19 protein-coding genes are annotated in these 18,598 nt (G+C 73.5%); 8 read left to right on the forward strand and 11 right to left on the reverse strand.

Annotated elements, in window-relative coordinates:
• The first annotated feature begins 9 nt into the window (after window positions 1–9).
• From ACQPYA_RS21030 to ACQPYA_RS21050, 5 genes are all read left to right on the forward strand, one after another.
• The gene (locus ACQPYA_RS21030; protein WP_433528808.1) at window positions 10–465 is read left to right on the forward strand and encodes a hypothetical protein; all 456 of its coding nucleotides are present in this window, start codon (window positions 10–12) and stop codon (window positions 463–465) included.
• Between the two features lie 16 nt (window positions 466–481).
• On the forward strand, window positions 482–1,252 hold the full coding sequence (locus tag ACQPYA_RS21035; protein WP_433528809.1) for a hypothetical protein: 771 nt from the start codon (window positions 482–484) through the stop codon (window positions 1,250–1,252).
• A 42-nt stretch (window positions 1,253–1,294) separates the two neighbouring features.
• Entirely contained in the window at window positions 1,295–1,576 is a 282-nt protein-coding gene (locus tag ACQPYA_RS21040) for a DUF6412 domain-containing protein (RefSeq protein ID WP_433528810.1), read from the forward strand.
• Between the two features lie 165 nt (window positions 1,577–1,741).
• On the forward strand, window positions 1,742–2,698 hold the full coding sequence (gene yidC / locus ACQPYA_RS21045) for a membrane protein insertase YidC (protein WP_433528811.1): 957 nt from the start codon (window positions 1,742–1,744) through the stop codon (window positions 2,696–2,698).
• Between the two features lie 193 nt (window positions 2,699–2,891).
• Window positions 2,892–3,914: a hypothetical protein gene (locus tag ACQPYA_RS21050; protein ID WP_433528812.1), complete on the forward strand. Its 1,023-nt coding sequence runs from the start codon at window positions 2,892–2,894 to the stop codon at window positions 3,912–3,914.
• A gap of 54 nt (window positions 3,915–3,968) precedes the next feature.
• Here the strand turns inward: ACQPYA_RS21050 and ACQPYA_RS21055 are convergent, their stop codons facing one another.
• From ACQPYA_RS21055 to ACQPYA_RS21065, 3 genes are read right to left on the reverse strand one after another with little or no spacing between them, the layout of a single operon-like run.
• Window positions 3,969–4,433 (reverse strand): hypothetical protein, encoded by a 465-nt coding sequence (locus ACQPYA_RS21055; protein WP_433528813.1) that lies wholly within the window; start codon window positions 4,431–4,433, stop codon window positions 3,969–3,971.
• Entirely contained in the window at window positions 4,408–5,076 is a 669-nt protein-coding gene (locus ACQPYA_RS21060) for an RNA polymerase sigma factor (protein ID WP_433528814.1), read from the reverse strand. The genes ACQPYA_RS21055 and ACQPYA_RS21060 overlap by 26 nt, the downstream gene beginning before the upstream one ends.
• A gap of 34 nt (window positions 5,077–5,110) precedes the next feature.
• Window positions 5,111–6,433, reverse strand: a complete 1,323-nt coding sequence (locus ACQPYA_RS21065) for a S8 family peptidase (protein WP_433528815.1) — start codon at window positions 6,431–6,433, stop codon at window positions 5,111–5,113.
• A gap of 187 nt (window positions 6,434–6,620) precedes the next feature.
• On the opposite strand from ACQPYA_RS21065, the gene ACQPYA_RS21070 reads away from it, so the two are divergent.
• Together ACQPYA_RS21070 and ACQPYA_RS21075 are read left to right on the forward strand one after the other, a co-directional pair.
• Window positions 6,621–8,249 (forward strand): tetratricopeptide repeat protein, encoded by a 1,629-nt coding sequence (locus ACQPYA_RS21070; protein WP_433528816.1) that lies wholly within the window; start codon window positions 6,621–6,623, stop codon window positions 8,247–8,249.
• Between the two features lie 89 nt (window positions 8,250–8,338).
• Window positions 8,339–9,235, forward strand: coding sequence for a CHAT domain-containing protein (locus ACQPYA_RS21075; RefSeq protein ID WP_433533554.1), 897 nt, complete (start codon window positions 8,339–8,341; stop codon window positions 9,233–9,235).
• A 107-nt stretch (window positions 9,236–9,342) separates the two neighbouring features.
• Here ACQPYA_RS21075 and ACQPYA_RS21080 read toward each other — a convergent pair whose 3' ends face one another.
• The 8 genes from ACQPYA_RS21080 to ACQPYA_RS21115 form a co-directional block, all read right to left on the reverse strand.
• The gene (locus ACQPYA_RS21080; protein ID WP_433533555.1) at window positions 9,343–9,936 is read right to left on the reverse strand and encodes a bifunctional 4-hydroxy-2-oxoglutarate aldolase/2-dehydro-3-deoxy-phosphogluconate aldolase; all 594 of its coding nucleotides are present in this window, start codon (window positions 9,934–9,936) and stop codon (window positions 9,343–9,345) included.
• Window positions 9,937–9,938: 2 nt separating this feature from the next.
• A complete protein-coding gene (locus ACQPYA_RS21085) occupies window positions 9,939–11,006 on the reverse strand; it encodes a sugar kinase (protein WP_433528817.1) in 1,068 nt (355 codons plus the stop codon).
• The gene (locus ACQPYA_RS21090; RefSeq protein WP_433528818.1) at window positions 11,003–11,812 is read right to left on the reverse strand and encodes a PmoA family protein; all 810 of its coding nucleotides are present in this window, start codon (window positions 11,810–11,812) and stop codon (window positions 11,003–11,005) included. The genes ACQPYA_RS21085 and ACQPYA_RS21090 overlap by 4 nt, the downstream gene beginning before the upstream one ends.
• Window positions 11,813–11,978: 166 nt before the next feature.
• The gene (locus ACQPYA_RS21095; RefSeq protein WP_433528819.1) at window positions 11,979–12,632 is read right to left on the reverse strand and encodes a hypothetical protein; all 654 of its coding nucleotides are present in this window, start codon (window positions 12,630–12,632) and stop codon (window positions 11,979–11,981) included.
• The gene (locus ACQPYA_RS21100; protein ID WP_433528820.1) at window positions 12,616–13,500 is read right to left on the reverse strand and encodes a carbohydrate ABC transporter permease; all 885 of its coding nucleotides are present in this window, start codon (window positions 13,498–13,500) and stop codon (window positions 12,616–12,618) included. Before ACQPYA_RS21100 ends, ACQPYA_RS21095 begins: the two co-directional genes overlap by 17 nt.
• Window positions 13,500–14,483 (reverse strand): carbohydrate ABC transporter permease, encoded by a 984-nt coding sequence (locus tag ACQPYA_RS21105; protein WP_433528821.1) that lies wholly within the window; start codon window positions 14,481–14,483, stop codon window positions 13,500–13,502. Before ACQPYA_RS21105 ends, ACQPYA_RS21100 begins: the two co-directional genes overlap by 1 nt.
• Window positions 14,484–14,513: 30 nt before the next feature.
• Window positions 14,514–15,848 carry an ABC transporter substrate-binding protein gene (locus tag ACQPYA_RS21110; protein WP_433528822.1) on the reverse strand — a complete coding sequence of 445 codons (1,335 nt, stop codon included), beginning with the start codon at window positions 15,846–15,848 and terminating at the stop codon, window positions 14,514–14,516.
• Window positions 15,849–15,867: 19 nt separating this feature from the next.
• Window positions 15,868–16,998, reverse strand: coding sequence for a LacI family DNA-binding transcriptional regulator (locus tag ACQPYA_RS21115; RefSeq protein WP_433528823.1), 1,131 nt, complete (start codon window positions 16,996–16,998; stop codon window positions 15,868–15,870).
• A gap of 236 nt (window positions 16,999–17,234) precedes the next feature.
• On the opposite strand from ACQPYA_RS21115, the gene ACQPYA_RS21120 reads away from it, so the two are divergent.
• On the forward strand, window positions 17,235–18,578 hold the full coding sequence (locus tag ACQPYA_RS21120; RefSeq protein WP_433528824.1) for a Gfo/Idh/MocA family protein: 1,344 nt from the start codon (window positions 17,235–17,237) through the stop codon (window positions 18,576–18,578).
• Window positions 18,579–18,598: the final 20 nt, after the last annotated feature.

Raw genomic sequence — 18,598 nt, forward strand, 5'->3', positions numbered from 1 at the left:
GGTGCCGGGATGAGTGGGCGGGAGAAGGGGCTGCTGGCCGGGCTGGGTTTGGTGGTGCTGCTGTTGTTCCTGGTGGCAGCGGGGATGGGAGGTGCGGGGCGGGGGGATCCTGGGGGGCGGTACTCGCTGGTGGAGCTCTTGGGGCGGGCCGGTGGGGGGCGCGGCGCGGTCGACCCGGCCAGCGTCGACGCGGATTGCGCGGAGGCGCCGGGACGGCTGGTCGTCAACGGGCGTTGCGCGCTGCGCGTCGCCGACCCGGACGGGCTGCGCACCCTGATCCTGCGCGGCCCGGACGCGTTCACGGTCGAGGCCCCGGCCCCCGGGGACGCCGACTTCACCGTCGAGGACACCGTCACCCCGGCCCCGGACGGCGCCGGCGCGGTGGCCCGCGTCGCGGTGGACCGGGCCACCACGGTGTGGGTGAGCTGCCCCGGCGGCTGCCGGGTCACGGTCGCGGAATCCTGAGACGGGAGGGATCGGGATGGGCGCGTTGCGCAGGCCGTTCCTGCTGCTGGCCATGCTCGCCCTGGTGCTGGCGGTCGGCGTCGAGGTCGGTGCCGGGCTGCTGCTCGGCGGCGGGGACGCCGGTGCGGCGCTGGTCGGCAGCGCCGGCGACCTCGGGGTGGAGATCGACGACGTGAGCGGGGTCAGTGAACCATCCGGCCGGGGCAGCGGCTATCTCGCGTTGATCGACGCGGTGGCGCTCTGGACGACCGGGCTGTTCTGCCTGGGGCTGGTGCTGCCCGAGCGGCTCCACGGCCGGGTGCAGGGCATCGCCACCCTGATCTTCTCGATCATCTTGATCATCGTGGCGTTCGTCGCGCTGATCGTCGCCTTCATCGAATTGATGATCATGGTCTCGCTCTTCCTGGCGCCGCCCTTCGGCACCCTGGCGTACCTGGCGCTCTGGGGGTTCTTCCCGGTCGGCGACGCCGCCGTGCTGCTCGGCCTGGTGCTACTGCTCAAGCTCGCCTGGGCCGGGCTGCTGCTCCTGGCCCAGCCCAAGTTCCTCCAGAACAAGGGCCTCGTGCTGCTGATCCTGACCAGCCTGCTCTGCACGGTGGTGCTGGAGTTCCTGCACGACCTGATGCCGGTGATCCTGGTGAGCATCCTCGACGACCTCGGCGCGATCGTCTTTGCGATCATCGCGATCGTCTGGGCGCTGGTGCTGCTGATCGGCGCCATCCCGGCGATCGTCAAGGCGATCCGGGCCACCGCCGCCCTCCGCGCCGAGCCCGACCCGCACCGCTGAGCCTGAGCCGCGGCAGGTGCGCGGGCCCGCTATGGTTGTCCTGTGATCGGACTTGGCGTGCTCTGGTACCTCGTCGGCGTGGTGGCCGACGTCGGCGCCTCCAGCATGCTCTCCGGCACGGCCGCGGCGACCGCCGCACTGCTCGCCGTCCTGCTCTCCGCCTCGATCCTGCTCCAGCGGGTGGGTGTCGACCCCGACCCGCGGATCACCCGCCGGGTCCTGCGCGAGCGCTCCGGACGGACCGGCATACCTCGCCATCGTGATCCGGACGCCGCCGGCCGGGCCCGCCCCAGGGCCCCGACCGCGCCCTTCGCGGTCGCCTGAGCCTGCTCTCTCGCTTTCTCTCGCCGCTCGTCGGCGACCGCTGCTGACTGCTCTCCACCCGTTCCAGTCATTCCAGCCGCAGGTCGCACTCCGAGGGGTTTCCATGTCCAGTTCTATTGCCGGCGTGCCCGCCGTCCGGTATCCACTCGTCGTCGAGGTGGCCCGATGAGCACGCTCTTCAGCCCGCTGATGGCCCTGATCTACGGCGGCATCTCGGCAATCCTGCTCTTCTGGCACGCCGCCTGGGACAGGCTGTTCGGCGACGCGGCCGCGTTGGGGACCAGCTGGTCGTGGGTGCTCGGCATCGTCTTCCTGGTGCTCACCGTGCGGGGCGTGCTGTTCCCCGTCTTCGTCAAGCAGATCAAGTCGCAACGCGCGATGCAGGCGTTGCAACCGAGGATCAAGGAACTCCAGGAGAAGCACAAGGACGACCGGGAGACCATGCAGAAGGAGCTCGTCGAGCTCTACCGGACGGAGAAGGCCAACCCGCTGATGGGCTGCCTGCCGATGCTGGTGCAGATCCCGGTCTTCCTGGGCCTGTTCCACGTGCTGCGTCACCTCAAACCGACGATGCCGGAGCACATGAAGACGCTGTACGGCTGGTCGGTCGCCCAGTTCGACAGCGCGTCGTCCGCGCAGCTGTTCGGCGCACCCATCGCGGCCAGCTTCCGGTCCACGGCACAGGAGCTGTCCCTGCTCGGCGCCGACGGCGTCACCGTGAAGATCGTCGCCGCCATCCTGATCGTCGCGATGATCGCCACCACCTATCTGAGCAGCCGCCAGATGATCCTGCGCACCGGGTGGTCCGACGACCCGCAGCAGAAGATGGTGCAGCGGCTGATGCTCTACGGCATCCCGTTCTCGCTGCTCGTCTCGGGCCTGATCTTCCCGATCGGCGTGATCATCTACTGGGTGACCACGAACCTCTTCTCGCTCGGCCAGCAGACCTGGGTGCTGCGCAAGTACCCGCCGCCACCCACGAACGGCGCAGCCCGCACAAACGGCGGAGCCCGCGCGGATGGCGCTTCGCCCGGAGCGGCGCCGCGGGCCCCGAAGTCACTCGCCCCCAGGGTCGGCGCCAAGCCGAGCAACCCCGGAAAGGGTCGTGGCGCCCAGCGGTGAACGGGACCGCCCCGATCCCCGCCGCGGGTCTGGGTGGTCTCGACCAGGTTCGCCGGTGCTTGCGCCATCTGACGGCACGGCACTCCCTCGATGGTATTTCCGGGGTCGTTACCGGCTCTTGAAGAACGTCATCGCGCCGACCCGGCACGGAAACACGCCGGGCGGCGACCCCTCCGTCGATGGAGAGCCTGTCATGAGAGTAGGGAGACGCGCCCGCCGCGCGGCGCTGGTCGTGCTCGTGGGGGCCGCGCTGACCGGTCTGCTGTCGGTCACCGCAGCCGCCGCCGCACCCGCCGGGGCCCAGGACCGGGCCGCCGCGGCAGCCCGCACCGACGTCTACATCAAGGACGTCGTCGCCGATGTCGGGACCGAGCCGCACTCGTACAACCCGCTGTGGGCGAGCCCCGACATCAAGGTCTGCCCGACCGCCGTCGAGTGCGCCGTCAGCCAGAACCCGATCGTCGGCGTGACCAACTACATCTTCGTCAAGCTGCGCAATCCCGGGCCGTACGGCTCGGGCGTCAGCAGCGGCGTGTTGCGGGTCTACCGGACGACGCCGGGTGGTGGCGCGGTCTGGCCGACGCACTGGACCCAGATCGGGGCGGTCAACGTCGTCGCCTTCGCGGGCGTCACGACGGTCACCATCCCGTGGACCGGGGTGCCCGGGCCGGGCCACTTCTGCCTGCTGGCCCGCTGGGTCTCCGACTCCGACCCGATGACCTTCGAGGGCCCGGACATCAGCACCAACACCCGGCACAACAACAACATCGCCTGGCGCAACGTGGACTCGGTCCAGCTCGCCCCGGGCGGGAACCCGGTCGTGCGGCCCTTCGCCATCGGCAACTCGCTGACCGTACCGTCCAGGAACGACCTGGTCTTCACGGCGACCGAGCCGCTCGACGCGGTCGGCGGCCGGGTCGTCGTCGACCTCGGCCAGGAGCTGTTCGAGCGCTGGCGGGCCGGCGGCGCGGTCGGCGCGGGCGTACGTCCGATCGGCCGGACCCAGGTGGAGATCGTGGAGCCGGCCAAGGCCAGCCTGGGCAACCTGCTGCTGAACCCCGGTGAGCGGGTCGAGTTCTCGCTGCTCTTCTCGGCCGCCGCCGCGTCCGACCGGGAGATCGCGTTCAACGTGACCCAGTTCGGTCCGGACACCAGCGGAGCCAGGTCGACCGATCTCGGTGGCGTGCAGTATCTGATCAGCACCCCGAAGCGGTAACACCCAGGGCGGTGGTCGTGGGCCGGACCGGCCCACGACCACCGTCGCCCCGTGCTAGCGCAGGCAGACCCACTCGGTGGCCACCAGGTACCGGCCGGTCCGGGCGCGCAGCTGGATCGGCCCCGCCGGGGGAACCTCCAGCGAGAAGAGGCCCACCGCGTCGACCGGCGCCTCGTCGTAGGTGCCGTGCGCCGTGCGGGCGCTGACCCGCCCTCCCCCGGCCGGCGAGAGCTGGCCGACGATCCCGGCGTCGCTCACCTCGATCTCCAGAAGCACCGGGCCGCTGCGGAAGGACAGGGTGCGCGCGGAACCGGCGGACCGGGTCAGCCCGGCCGGCTCCGGCTCGCACGCCGAATCGAAGATCAGCGCGGCGAGCGCCAGCTCGGCGTCCGTCGTCCGCCAGGCGAAGGCCGCCCGCGCCGCCGTCAGATGCTCCTCGGGCACCGAGCCGGCGTCCCAGAGCGCCGCGCCCAGCTCCGCCGTCAGCCGGTCGTCATCGGCCGGCGGCCACGGCTCCATCGCGGTCACCCCCCTTGGGCCCGGTGTCGAAGTCCCGGGCCGGCCTGCGGTGGGCCCCGGCGGGTCCTGGCAGACCACGGTACGCGGCGAGGGCCGGGCAGTCGCGCAGCCGGCGCAGGCAGCGGGCCTGGGTCGGGCCGATGCTGCCGACCGGTACGCCCAGCCGGTCGGCGGCCTCCCGGTAGCTCAACGGCGGGTCGGCGGTCAGCAACGCGAGCAGTTCCTGGCAACGCGGCGGAAGCTGGGCGAAGCCCTCCCGGAGCGCCTGCCGCCGCTCCGCACGCAGCAGTTCCTCGTCCGGAGCGGCGGCGTCCGCCCAGGTCCCGTGGTACGCGTCGAGTGAGCTGTCCGACGGATCGACGGGCCGGGTACGCCGGCCGAGGCGGGACATCCGGTAGCACTCGCGTCGGGTGGTGCTGGCCAGCCAGGCCGCCAGCGCCTCCGGTCTACGTACCTGGTCCAGGTGTTCCACCAGCCGCAACCAGACGGTCTGGTTGACATCGGCCGCGTCGGCGCCACCGAGGTCGTGGGCACGGATCACCGAATACACCAGCGGGGTGTACCGGCGTACCAGCTCGGCCCACGCCGACTCGTCGCCCCCGGCGGCGGCGGAGACCAGCAGGGTCACGCTGCGGTCGGTCACCACGGCACCGCCGCACCGCGGCCCGCCCCGGCTCTCATCCGACCAGCACTCCGTAGTCGGGATGCCAGCGCGGCGTCGCGAGCAGCGCCAGCCGGGCCGCGTCGGCGCTCAGGCCACCGGCGGTCATCAGGGCGGCGAGCCGGCCGGAGACGTACGCCGCGGCAAACGAGGTGCCGGCCCAGGTGGCGAAGCCGTGGAACAGCCGGGTCGGCCGGCCGGGCAGCGGCAGCCGGCCCTGGACATACGTGCTGTCGTGCCGGCCGAGGGCGCAGGCGTCGACCCACGGCCCGTAGCCGCTGTAGGTGGCCGGCACCACCGTGCCGGAGTTGCCCGCGGTGACCGCCGCGACGGCCAGCACCCGGTCGAGGGCGGCGGGCCAGACCGGCCGGCTGGTGCCGGCGTTGCCGGCCGCGGCCACCACGGCCGTGGTCGGCGGCAGCCCGGCCAGCGCGTTGGCCAGCGGCAGGGAGGGCTGGTCGTCGAGGGTGAAGCCGCCCAGGGAGAGGTTCACCACGGCCACCTCCGGCACGAGCCGGCTCAGGGCGGCCACCAGCATCGCCTCGTCGCCGATTCCGGTGGCGTCCAGCGCCTGCTCGGGGTCGACGCGTACGCCCGGCGCGGCCTGACGGACCACGCCGGCGACGAAGGTGCCGTGGCCACCCTGCGGGGCCAGCACGTCGGTGTGCACGTAGAGCGGATCCTCGTCGTCGGGCTCCGGCAGGTACGCGCCGCCGAGCCACGCCGGATGGTAGCTGGCGGCCTGCCGCCAGATGCCGGTGTCGCAGATGCCGACCGTCACGCCCGCGCCGTCGGCGAGCCGGGCCGGATCGGGCGGGGCCAGCGCGGTGGCCGCCCGGGGTGGTCCGCCCGGGTTGCCCATGATGTTGCCCAGGCCGAGCAGCACGTGATGCGGTTGCACCCGGGGCGGCGGCTGGCCGGGCCACTGGCGGGGGTCACGCAGCCTCGTCACGGTCGCCGGGATGTCGGTCTCCTCGGCGAAGAGCAGCCGGGTGACGCCGGCGAAGCCGGCGGCGATCGTCACCGGTTGACCGGTCTCCCGCAGCCGGGTGGCGACCCGTTGGGCGTCGGCGTTGGCGGCGAGCATCTGCCGGGGCCGGTAGAGCAGCTCCCGTCCGGCGGCGGTGTGCCGGCGGACGTTGCGATCGGCGTTCAGCGCCTCCTCGAAGGCGAGTTGGTACGCCCGGTCGTCGTCGGCGGCGTCGCCGAGCGCCGCGGCGGGGCGCGGGCCGACGCCGAGGGGCGTCGCCGCCGCGGTCAGGACGGAGGCCGTCAGGAACCGTCGACGGGACAGCCGGCCGCTGCGGCCTGGTGGGGTGGTGGTGTGGTCGGGAAGCACGGGTCCTCCAGATGGCCCGGGAAGCGGCACGTTCGCCGGTGGCCGGCGCGGCGAAGTCCCCGGACCTCACCGATTCTTCCAATCAATCGTCAAGTGTCAATGAGCCGAATGATGGAACCGACCCGGCGTCCGAGCCGGGCCATCGACGCACATTGACGCCCTGCCATGGATGGTGAACGCTCTGTGCATGCCCGACAGCACCGGGGCCGGTGCCGGTGCCGGGGTCGCCCAGGCGGCGCTCGACACCGTCCAGCGCTGCCCGCGCGAGGCGATCGCGATGGCCCAGCGGTTGCTCGCCGACCGACCCGTCGACCACGACGACCGGTCCACCGCCGAGCGGGCCATCGGCCTGGCCCTGCGCGAACTCAACGATCTACCCGGCGCGCTGCGCCACCTGCGTCGGGCGGTACGGACCGCCGGCACCGCCCGGACCCGGGCGCTGGCCCGGATGAGCCTCGGCTACGTGCTGGCCAACGCCGGCCGTACCGCGGCGGCGCTGCGGGCGGTCACCGCCGCGCTGCCCCAGCTGACCGGGGCGGACGCCGGGCGCGCCCGGATGCAGCGGGGTGTGGTGCTGCACTTCCGCGGACGCTACGACGAGGCGGTCCGCGACTACGGCCTCGCCATCGACATCGCCCAACGCGAGGGCGACCCCCTGCTGGAGGCGCGCGCCCGCAACAACCGTGGCCTGCTCAACAGCCACCGGGGCACCGCCGCCGGCGCCGACGATCTCTCCCGGGCGGCGGCCGCCTTCCAGGGGCTCGGCCTGGATCTCGCGGCGGCCGACGCCCGCTGGAACGGCGGGATCGCGGCCGGCCGGCGCGGCGACATCGCGGCGGCGCTGCGCTGCTTCGCCGCGGTCGGCGAGGAGTACCAGCGGCTCGCGGTACCCCGGCCGGCGCTGCTGCTGGACCGTTTCGAGGTGCTGCTCTCGGTGCCGCTGGTCGACGAGGCGGTGGAGGTCGCCACCGTGGCGATCGGGGAACTCCGCCGGCAGGGGATGGCCTCGGACCTCGCCGAGGCGCTGCTGGCCCGGGCCCGGGCCGCGTTGCTCGCCGGTGACCTGGACACCGCGACCGGGTCCGCGGCGGCGGCCCGAACCCGGTTCCGGCGTCAGGGCCGCCGCACCTGGGCCGCCTTCGCCCGGCACGTCGAGCTACGCGCCGAGTTCCGCCGGGGCGCCCGCTCGCCGGCCCTGCTCGCGGCGATGGTGCGTACCGCCGATCAGCTCGCCGCCACCGGGTGGCCGGATCCCGCGCTGACCACCCGCATCGAGGCCGGCCTGCTGGCGAAGGCGGTGGGCCGCGGCGACCGCGCGGTGGCCCTCTTCGAGACGGCCGCCCGGGCCCGTCGCCGGGGCACCGCCCCCGGCGTGCCCAGGGTTGGTACGCCCTGGCGCTGGCGCGCCGGCTCCGGGGTGACGAACCCGGTGCCGCCCGTGCCCTGCACCGCGGGTTGGTCGTGCTCGACCGGCACCGCACCTCGCTCGGCGCCACCGAGCTGCGCGCGCACAGCGGGGCGTACGGGCAGGCGCTGGCGGCCGAGGGGCTGGACATCGCGGTCCGGGCCGGCGCGCCGGCCCGGGTTCTCACCTGGGCGGAACGGTGGCGCGCCAACGCGCTGCGCCGACGCCCGGCGCTGCCGCCCGACGACCCTGATCTGGTCGCGGCTCTCGCCGAGTTGCGGCTGGTCAGCAGCCTGCTGGAAGACGCGGTGCTGGCCGGCCGGCCGGTGCGCGCCCTGCGTGGCCGGCAGGCCCGCCTCGAACAGCGGATCCGGGATCTGGCCCGACGGGCGCCCGGCGGAACCGATCTGACCGCGCCGCCCGGCGTGGGCACCCTGGCCGATCGGCTCGGCTCCCGGGTGCTGGTCGAACTGGTGGCTCACGGCGACCGGCTCCGGGCGGTGCTGGTCCGCGACGGCCGGGCCGGCCTGCACGACCTCGGTCCGCTCGCCGAGGCGGCGAGGCTGGTCCGGTGGCACCGGTTCGGGCTGCGCCGGCTGATCACCACCGGCGACTCGGCCGCCGCGCGGGCCGGCGTCGAGCACGCCGCGGCGGCGCTCGACAGTCAACTCTTCGACCCGCTGCGGCGACACCTGGCCGGCCGGCCGCTGGTGATCGTCCCGGTCGGCGCGTTGCACGACGTGGGCTGGGCCGGGCTGCCGACCTGCGCCGGTCGCGCCATCACGGTCGCCCCGTCGGCCACCGTCTGGCTCGGGGCGGATCAGCGGGAGGCACCGGTCGGCCCACCCGTGCTGGCCAGCGGTCCACGCCTGCCGGCCGGGCAGGCCGAGGTCCACCGGCTCACCCGGGTCCTGCCCGGGGCCCGGCTGTTCACCGGGGCGGACGCCACCGCCGACGCGCTGACCGCGGCGCTGGACGGCGCCGGACTGGTGCACATCGCGGCCCACGGCACGTTCCGCGCCGACAATCCGCAGTTCTCCACCCTGGAACTCGCCGACGGGCCGCTCTTCGCGTACGAGTGGGAACGCATCGCGCGCCCACCCGGCTGCGTGGTGCTCTCCGCCTGCGAGTCGGGGCTGACCGGCGTCCGCCCCGGCGACGAGGTGATGGGCTTCACCGCGGTGCTGCTGGCCCTGGGCGCCAAGTGCCTGATCGCCACCGTACTGCCGGTGCCGGCCGAGCCCACCACCGCCCTCGTGCTGGACCTGCACCAGCGGATGCGGGCCGGAGCCCGACCGGCGCAGGCCCTCGCCCACGCCCAGCGGGCCTTCGGCGCGTCCGGCGACAGCACCGCCCGGGCGACCGCGGCGGCCTTCGTCTGCCTCGGCGCCGGCTGACCGGCGGCGGCCCGATCGCCCCGGAGCGCGACCCGCGGGCGGCTGTCGACGCTCCCCGGGCCGGTGGCGTCCCGACCGGACCACCCGGACCGACCAGGACCGCCCGGTCAGCCGGCCAACTCGGCGAGGAGTTCCAGCTGCGCCGGGTCGCTCAGCGCCGACCCGACCGCCACCACCCGCACCCCGGCGGCGAGGAACCCACCGGCGTTGTGCGCGTCGACGCCGCCGGTGGCGACGAAGCGCAGCTCCGGGAAGGGGCCGGCCATCGCCTTGAACCACTGCGGGCCGAGGCTGCTGGCGGGGAACGCCTTGAGCCAGCGCAGACCGTGGTCGCGGGCGCGCTGCGCCTCGGTGGGGGTGTACACGCCGGGCAGGTGCGGCAGTCCGTGCGCGGCGGCGGCGTCGGCGACCGCCAGGTCCAGGCCGGGCGCGACGGTGAACGCGGCGCCCGCTTCGGCGGCCTGGCGCACCTGCTCGACGGTGCACACGGTGCCGGCGCCGACGATCCGGCCGCGCTCCCGGGCGGCCTGCGCCGTGGCGCGCAGCGCGTCGACCGACTCCGGGGTACGCACCGGCACCTCGACGATGTCGATGCCCAGCTTCCACGCCTGCTGGGCGAGCCGCACCGTCTCCGTCACCGGCAGGTCCCGCAGGATCACCATCACCCGCGCGGCGCCGAACACCGCGGCCAGGTCGGGCATGCTCACGAAGCTGCTCCCGGTTCGACGACGACCTGCTCGGTGGCGGCGTGTCCCGCGGCGCGTCCGGCGGCTTGTCCGGCCGCTTGTCCCGCGGCTTGTCCGGCGACGGCCGGGGCGAGCCGGGTCCACTGTGCCTCCGACACCGCGGCGAGGGCGTCGAGGCGGGCCCGGTCGGCCGGCGGCGCGGTGTCCGCGGCGACGGCCAGGGTCCGCGCCGCGAGCAAATGGCCCAGGCGCAGCCCGGCGAGCGGGTCGAGTCCGCGCAGCAGGCCGGAGAGGAAACCGGCGGCGAAGGCGTCGCCGGCACCGACCGGCTCCACCACGGGCACCCGTAACGCCGGTACGACGACCGCCGGCCCGCCGCGTGGCAGCGCGCTGGCCGCCACCGCGCCGTCCTTGACCACGACCCATCGTGGGCCGGGCAGCAGCCGGCGCACCGCCGCCGCGTCGGCGGCGTCCCAGAGCGTCTGCGCCTCGTCCTGACCGACCAGCACCAGGTCGGCCCGGTCGGCGAGCCGGCGCAGCACGGCGGCGGCCCGGCGGGTCGACCAGAGGGCCGGCCGGTAGTTCACGTCGAAGCTGACCAGTGCTCCCGGCACCGGGCGGTCGACCAGGGCATGCTCGACCAGGGCGTGGCAGGTCCGGGACAGTGCGGGGGTGATCCCGGACAGGTGCAGCACCCGCACCCCGGCCAGCCGCGGGTCGTCGACCACCGCCGGGCCCATCCGGGACGCGGCCGAACCGGCCCGGTAGTAGTGCACCCGGGTGCCGTCCGGGCCGGGGTCCTTGGCGTACACGCCGGTGCGGGCCTTCGGGTCGACCTGTGCCAGGTCGACCGCCACCCCGGCGGCGGCGATCCGCCGCAGCAGCAGCCGGCCGAACGGGTCGTCGCCGACCCGGCTCACCCAGCGGGTCCGGTGCCCCAGCCCGGCCAGGGCGACGGCCACGTTGGACTCCGCCCCGCCGACCGTGACGTCGAGCCGTTCGGCCTCCGCCAGCGGCACCGACCGGCCGGGGCTGAGCACCACGAGCGACTCGCCGACGGTCACCACCTCGGCCGATGGGCTCACGGGACGGGCTCCGCGAGGGCGGCGGCGGTGGCCCGATCGAGCGTGCCGTCGGCCACGACCACCCGGTAGTGGCCGGGCCGGCTGGCGCCGGCGGGGATGGTCGCGGGCCGGTCGAAGGCGAAGGCCACGCAGACCCCCGGGTACATGGTGGTCCGGACGAACCACCGGTCGTCCGGGCCGAGACCGCTGAAGACCAGGGTGTACGCCGCTCCCCCGGGCGCGTGTCCGCGCAGCGCCACCCACGGCTGCGCGCAGCCGTTGACCGCCTCCTCGCCGGCCAGCTCGGCGGTGAACGCCTCCGGCGGCTCGGCCGCCACGGCCCGCCAGAAGAACCCGCCGTAGCCGGCCCCGCCGGGGCGGCCGTTGGTCGCCGGGCTGCCCAGCATGACGTCCCGTCCCTCCGATGCGGTCAGGGTGCTGCTGATGTCGAGCCGCCAGGCGCTGTCCTGCCCCGGTACCGCCACGGCGGACAGGCTCCGCTGCTCGGCGAGCAGGACGGCGCCGGTCGGGTCGCGCCATTCGAGGTGGTGGTCGAGCCGGTCGGCGGCCCGGCGCGTCCACCCGGTGTGCACGATCCGGCCGTGGTCGGCGCGCCAGGTGTACCCGAGGTCGCGGACGTACGTCCGACCGCCCCAGAGGTTGGTGCCGTCGACGTCCTGCACGGCCAGCGAGGCCCCGAGGTGCCAGACGTGGTCGGCGGGGAGCGCGTCGGTGACCGGGGTGCCGGCGAGGGTCCGCACCGGGTGCAGGTACGGCCGGGGGCCGTGCCTGCCGTCGAGGTCGGGGGCGAGCACGTACCGGGCCACCGGGATACCACCGACCAGCAGTCGCGGATCGTCGCCGCCCGGCGGGCCCGGGTCACCACCGGGCCGGTCCGGGTCGCTGCCCCACCGGTCAGGGTCGCCGCCCGGCCGGTCCGGGTCGCTGCCGGGGGCACGGCGGTCGGCGCGGCGTCGCCGCCGGTGGGGGCGGTCACGACAGCTCCGCGCGGGTGACCGGCCGGCGGCGGGCCACGGCGTGCACGGCGGCCAGGGCGTACCCGGCGAGGATCGGCACCGCGACCGGCGTGACCAGTACGCCGAGCAGCGCGGCGACGGTGGCGGTGCCGGCCAGGGCGGCCCAGTGCGCGGGGTGGTCGAGACAGGCCCGCACGGCGGCGACGGCCGCCGCCCGCCACCCGGCGCCGCCGGTGCGGCCGACCTCGACCACCACCGCGGCGGCGTAGCCGAGCAGGGCCGCCGCCACGGCGACGGTGAGGCTCAGCGCCACCGCACCGCCCGGCACCCGGCCGCCGGCCAGCGCGGCCAGGTCGACGGCGAGCAGGCCGACGGCGGCGAGCCCGAGCAGGGTCGCCGGCAGGCCGGGCAGCAGGCCGCGGCCGAACCGGGACAGCGTGCGCCGGGCCGTCGGCCAACTGCCGGTGCCGAGCCAGTCGTGCACGGCCGCGCTGGCGGCGCCGACCGCGGCGGCGGCGGTCAGCACCGGCGCCGCGGCGAGCACGGTCAGGATGCCCAGCAGCGCCAGGTCGGCGCCGTCACGGACGGTGTCCCGCCAGTCCCGGCCCGGCTCACCCCGCTCCCGGTCCTGCTCGCGCCGGTCGCGGCGCTGCTCAGCCCTTGATTCCACTGGTGTTGATCCCCTCGACGAGCATCCGCTGGAAGGCCACGAAGAACAGGAAGACCGGCAGCAGGGAGAGCGCCGCCATGGCGAACATCGGGCCGACCGCGCTCTGGCTGGCCGAGTCGATGAACAGGGTCAGCGCCACCGGCACGGTGTAGTCGCTCAGGCTGGACAGGAAGACCAGTTGCCGGAAGAACTCGTTCCAGGTCCAGATGAACGAGAAGATCGCCGTGGTCACCAGGGCGGGTCGGCTCAGCGGCAGGATGACGTGCCGGAAGATGCCGAACGCGTTGGCCCCGTCGATCCGGGCCGCCTCGTCCAGCTCGCGTGGGATGCCGCGCATGAACTGCACCATCAGGAAGACGAAGAACGCCTCGGTGGCCAGGAACTGCGGGATCAGCAGCGGCAGGTACGGCCAGTCGCCGCCGACCAGGCCGAGGCTGCGGAAGAGGATGTACTGCGGCACGATCAGCACGTGACTCGGCAGCAACAGGGTCCCGATCATGACGGCGAACCACAGCCCGCGCAGCCGGAACTTCAACCGGGCGAAGGCGTACGCGGCCAGCAGGCAGCTCACCGCGTTACCGACCACGGTCAGCAGGCTGACCATGGCGCTGTTCAGGAAGAACCGGCCGAAGCTGACGTCGAAGTTGGTCCAGCCCTGGGTGTAGTTGCCCGGGGTGAAGCGCTCCGGCAGCAGCCCGATGTTGTTGACGATCTCCTGCTGCGACTTGACCGAGGTGCCGACCATCCAGATCAGCGGATAGAGCACGACCGCGACGATGGCCAGCAGCACGACCAGCCGCAGCCAGGAGCGGCTGCGCGGGCGTGGCGGGCGGGCCGTCACGGGTGGGGCCACGGTGCTCGCCACCATCAGCGGTCCTCCCCGTCGGAGTAGTGCACCCAGAACCGGCCGGTGCTGAAGAAGATCGCCGTGATGATCGCGATGGCGACCAGGAAGACCCAGGCCATCGCGGAGGCGTAACCCATCTCCAGATCGGTGAAGCCGGTGATGTAGAGGTTGAGCGTGTACATCAGGGTCGAGTCGACCGGCCCGCCGGTGCCGTTGCTGAGCACGAAGGCGGCGGTGAAGCCCTGGAAGCCGTTGATGGTCTCCAGCACCAGGTTGAAGAAGATCACCGGGGAGAGCATCGGCAGGGTCACGTTGACGAACTGCCGGAACCTGCCGGCCCCGTCCACCGAGGCGGCCTCGTACAGCTCGGTCGGCACCTGCTTGAGCCCGGCCAGGAAGATCACCATCGGCGCGCCGAACTGCCAGATGGCCAGCACCATCAGGGTCTCCAGGGCCCAGTCCGGGTCGTTGACCCAGGGCTTGCCCTCGATGCCGAAGAGCGCGAGGAAGGAATTGAACGCCCCGTCCCGGTTGAACATGTTCACCCAGACGATGGCCAGCGCGACGCTGCCGCCGAGCAACGACGGCAGGTAGAACAGGCCACGGAACAACCCGACGCCGCGCCAGGCCCGGTTGAGCAGCAACGCCACCCCGAGCGCCGCGGCCAGTTTCAGCGGTACGGCGATCAGGGCGAAGCGGAGCGTGACCCGTACCGAGTGCCACCACGACGGATCACTGGTGAACATCCGCTCGTAGTTGGCCAGCCCGACCCACTCCACCTCCGACCAGGGGGTCAGGATGTCGTAGTTGGTGAAGCTGAGGTAGAGCGACAACAGCATGGGCATCGCCGTGATGGCCATCAGTCCGATGAGCCAGGGCGACAGGAAAACGTAGCCGGCCAGACCTTCCCCGTGCCGGATCCGTCCGGTCCCGCGCCGGGTGGCGTCGGGCCGGACGGATCCGGTGCCGCGGCGGGTCGGGTCGGGCACCGTGGTCAGGGCCACGAACTGCTCCTCTCCGGGTATCGCGGCGGGTCAGGAGGCGATTGCTGCCTTGCACGCCTCGATGAACTGCGCGGCGGCCTCGGCGGGGGTGGCCCGGCCGTACTGGGCGTTCTCGGCGGCCTTGATCAGTTCGGCGCGGACCTTGCTGTGGCCCTTGATCGGCACCTGGGGCGACTCGCCGAACGTCTCCGCCAGCTCCGTCTCGACGGCGATGGACTGCTTCATCGCCTCGTCGGTGGTGTCGTCGCTGACCACCCGGCGCAGGTCCATGTTGGACGGCAGGCCCCGGTCGGTGCCGAGCAGCTTGACCGCCGCCGGGTCGTTGGCCAGGAAATTGATCACGTCGACCGCGATCTCGGCGTTCTTGCTGCCCCGGAAGACCGACCAGTACATCGAGGCGCGGGCCCACTGGGCGCTCGGGTCACCGGGGTACGCGATGACGCCCAGCTCGTCGGCGGTGTTCTTCTTCAGCTCGGGCATCTGGTTGACCCAGACCCAACTGGTGCCGGCCTTGCCGGTCACCACGAGCTGCTTGGTGATGTCGGTCGCGTTGCCCTCGTGGATGATGTCCGCGGGCGGCGTCGCGCCCCGGTCCCGGGCACCCTTCCACAGCTCGAACCACCGGGTCACGTCCTCGACGGTGAAGCCCAGGTCGGTGCCGGAGTAGAGGTCCTTGCCCTGCTGGCGCAGCCAGACCCAGAACGCCTTGTAGTCGGCGCTGGGATCCTGGGTGCCGGGGATCTTGGTCTTCTTGGCCACCTGCTCGGCCCAGGCGATGTGCTCCTCCCAGCTCATCCCGGTGGTCGGCTCGGGCAGCCCGTTGTTGGCCAGCAGGGTCTTGTTGTAGACCAGGCCCTGGGTGTTCTCCCCGGCGGCCAGGCCGGCGAGCTTGCCGTCGACCACGCCGTACTGGAGCAGGCTGGGCGGGAACTTGGTGGTGTCGAGCTTGCCCGACTCCCGGTACGGCGTGAGGTCCAGGGTGGTGTTGCGGGCGGCGTACTCGGCGAGGAAGTTGTCGTCGATCTGGAAGATGTCCGGCGGGTTGCCGCCGGCGGTCAGCGTGGCCAGCTTGTCGAAGTAGCCCTGGTTGGCCTGCCAGGTCGTCTCGAAGGTGACGTCGGGGTTCTTCGTGGTGTACAGGTCCAGCGCCTGCGCGGTGAGCTGGGCGCGGGCGTCACCGCCCCACCAGAAGATGGAGATCTTGGTCTTGCCGTCGGCCGCGTCGTCGCCGCAGGCGGCGGCCGCGCCGAGCAGCGGCAGGGCCACGACCGCGGCGAGCAGGCCGCGCAGCAACCGGCGGCGCGGCAGGGGGGTACGGTGGGTGCGCCCGTCGGGCGCGTCGGTGGGGTGCGTTGCGGGGTGCATGTGCGCTCACTCCTTGGCGTTAGGAGGCGACGACGTCACCGGCGGCCACGGTCGGGCCGCCCGGGTCCGCACGGCGATGCGGGCCCGGGCCTGCGGCAGTGGCTCCGGGACGGTCCCGGCCGGCGTAGGGTCCCGGCGCGGTGGAGTCGCGGATGACCAACTCGGTCTGGAGCATTACCTGTGCGGTGGTACGACGGACGCCGACTGCCACCCCGGCACCGCTCCCCCGCCCGGTGCGCGGGTACTCGGTGTCCTGTTGCAGCAACATGTCGACGGCCGTCCGGCCGGCGGCCGCGGTGGGTGTGGCCACCGTCGTCAGCTTGGGGCGGGTGAGCCGGCTCAGGCTGATGTCGTCGACGCCGACGACGCTGATCTCCTGCGGCACCCGGACCCCGAGTGCGTCGAGCCCTTCGAGGAGGCCGATCGCCATCAGGTCGTTGTAGGCGAGCACGGCGGTGACGCCGGCCCGGCGGACCTGCTCCGCCTGGGCCAGGCCGCCGGTCTCGGTGGGCGGGTTGGGGCCGAGCACGGTCAGGTCGGCCCCGGCGGCCCGCGCCGCGGCGCTGGCGGCCCGCCGCAGTTCCCGGCTGGTCCAGGACCCGCGCGGCCCGCCGAGCAGGGCGATCTCCCGGTGGCCCAGCCCGGCCAGGTGCTCGATGGCCGACCGCGCCCCCTGCCCGACATCCATCAGCACGCACGGCAGCCCGGCCAACTGGCGGTTGACCACCACCAGCGGGACCTCCCGGCTGAGCTGCTCGATCAGGCTGTTGCTCATCCGCGGGCTGCACAGCAGCACGCCGTCGACCTGCTTGGCCAGGGCGTGGACCAGTTCCTCCTCCGCGGCGGCGTCCTCGTTGGTGTCGGCCACGAAGACGTGGTAGTCGCGGTGGCGGGCCTGGCTCTCCGCCGCCTTGATCAGCGGCGGGAAGAACGGGTTCGCGATGTCCGCGATGATCAGCCCGATGTTGTGCGTACGGCCGGTGATGAGTGCGCGGGCGGCCCGGTTGGGCCGGTAGCCCAGGTCCTCGGCGCAGGCCAGCACCCGTACCCGGGTGTCCGGGTTGACCAGGTGGGGCGCCGAGAAGGTGCGGGAGACGGTGGAGATGTGCACTCCGGAGGCCCGCGCGACGTCCCGGATGGTGACTGGCATTCAGGCCCCCTTCGTCGATGTGTCGGCGGTCACGGTGCCGCCAATTAATGCAAACGGTTGCTCCAGTGTCAACGGCGAATGATTACAGCTGTGTTGCGGCGAGACTTCCGCCATGCGCGCTAATACTCATCAACTAGGCCAAAAGCCACCGGTTGCCGGCGGTCCGTTGACTTCGACCGATCGACCGTGGTTACTTCACTGCAAAGGTTTGCACAAAGATCGAGGAGGATCGGTCTGTGTCTCCGCAACCCGGGTCACCGCAACCCGGCCGGCGGGCCCGGCATGCCGTGGTCGGCACCGGCGCCCGCGCCGAGATGTTCGTCCGGGCGCTGGTCCGCGACCACGCGGACACCGCCGAGCTGGTCGCCTTCGCCGACGTCAACCAGGCCCGGATGGACGCCCACAACCGCTGGCTCGGCGAGCTGGGCCACCCGCCCGTGCCGACGTACCACGCCGACGACTTCACCGCCATGCTGGCCAAGGAACGGGTCGACGTGGTCCTGGTGACCTCGGTTGACGTCACCCACGACGGGTACGTGGTGGCCGCCCTGGAAGCCGGCTGCGACGTGGTCACCGAGAAACCGATGACCACCGACGCGCCCCGCTGCCAACGCATCCTCCACGCGGTACGGCGCACCGGCCGGCGGGTGACGGTGGCCTTCAACTACCGCTACAACCCGTTGCACGAGCAGGTCCGCCGGCTGCTCGCCGAGGGGGCGGTCGGTGAGATCGGCTCGGTGCACTTCGAGTGGCTGCTCGACGTGCGCCACGGCGCCGACTACTTCCGCCGCTGGCACCGCGACAAGGCCAGCTCCGGCGGCCTGATGGTGCACAAGGCCAGCCACCACTTCGACCTGGTCAACTGGTGGCTGGACGCCACACCGGTGCAGGTGTACGCGGCCGGCCGGCTGTTCTTCTACGGCGAGCCCGGCCGCCGGCACGGCTACGCCCGCGACTACGACCGGGCGCACGCCTCCCCCGAGGCCGCGGACGACCCGTTCGCGTTGCGCCTGGCCGAGCATCCCCGGCTGCGCGAGCTGTACCTCGACGCCGAGGCCGCCGACGGCTACCACCGGGACCGCAACGTCTTCGCCCCCGGGGTGAGCATCGAGGACGACATGGCGGTGCTGGCCACCTACTCCACCGGCGCGACCATGACCTACCACCTCACCGCGTACGCGCCGTGGGAGGGCTACCGGGTGATGGTCAACGGCAGCCGGGGCCGCCTCGAACTGGAGGTCACGGAAAGCGAGTTCGTCAGCCCCGCCGCGGCCGGCGCGCTCAAGGGCGCCGCCCTGCACGGCGACCAGGCCGCCACCGAGGGCGGCGCGGCGACGCTGACCCTGCGCCCGTTCTGGTCCCCGCCACGGCGGATCGAGGTCGACGGGTACACCCGGCACGGCCACGGCGGCGCGGACGCCCGGATGACCCAGGTGCTCTTCGGCGGCGTACCCGATCCGCTGCACCGGGCGGCGAGCGCCCGCGACGGCGCGCTGGCCCTGCTCACCGGCCTGGCCGCCAACCGGTCCTTCGACACCGGCGCCCCCGTCCGGGTTGCCGACCTGCTCACCCTCGACTGACCACGACCACAGGAGCCGCA

This window comes from Micromonospora sp. CA-263727 (assembly GCF_050942455.1).
In the GTDB taxonomy this organism is placed as follows: Bacteria; Actinomycetota; Actinomycetes; order Mycobacteriales; family Micromonosporaceae; genus Micromonospora.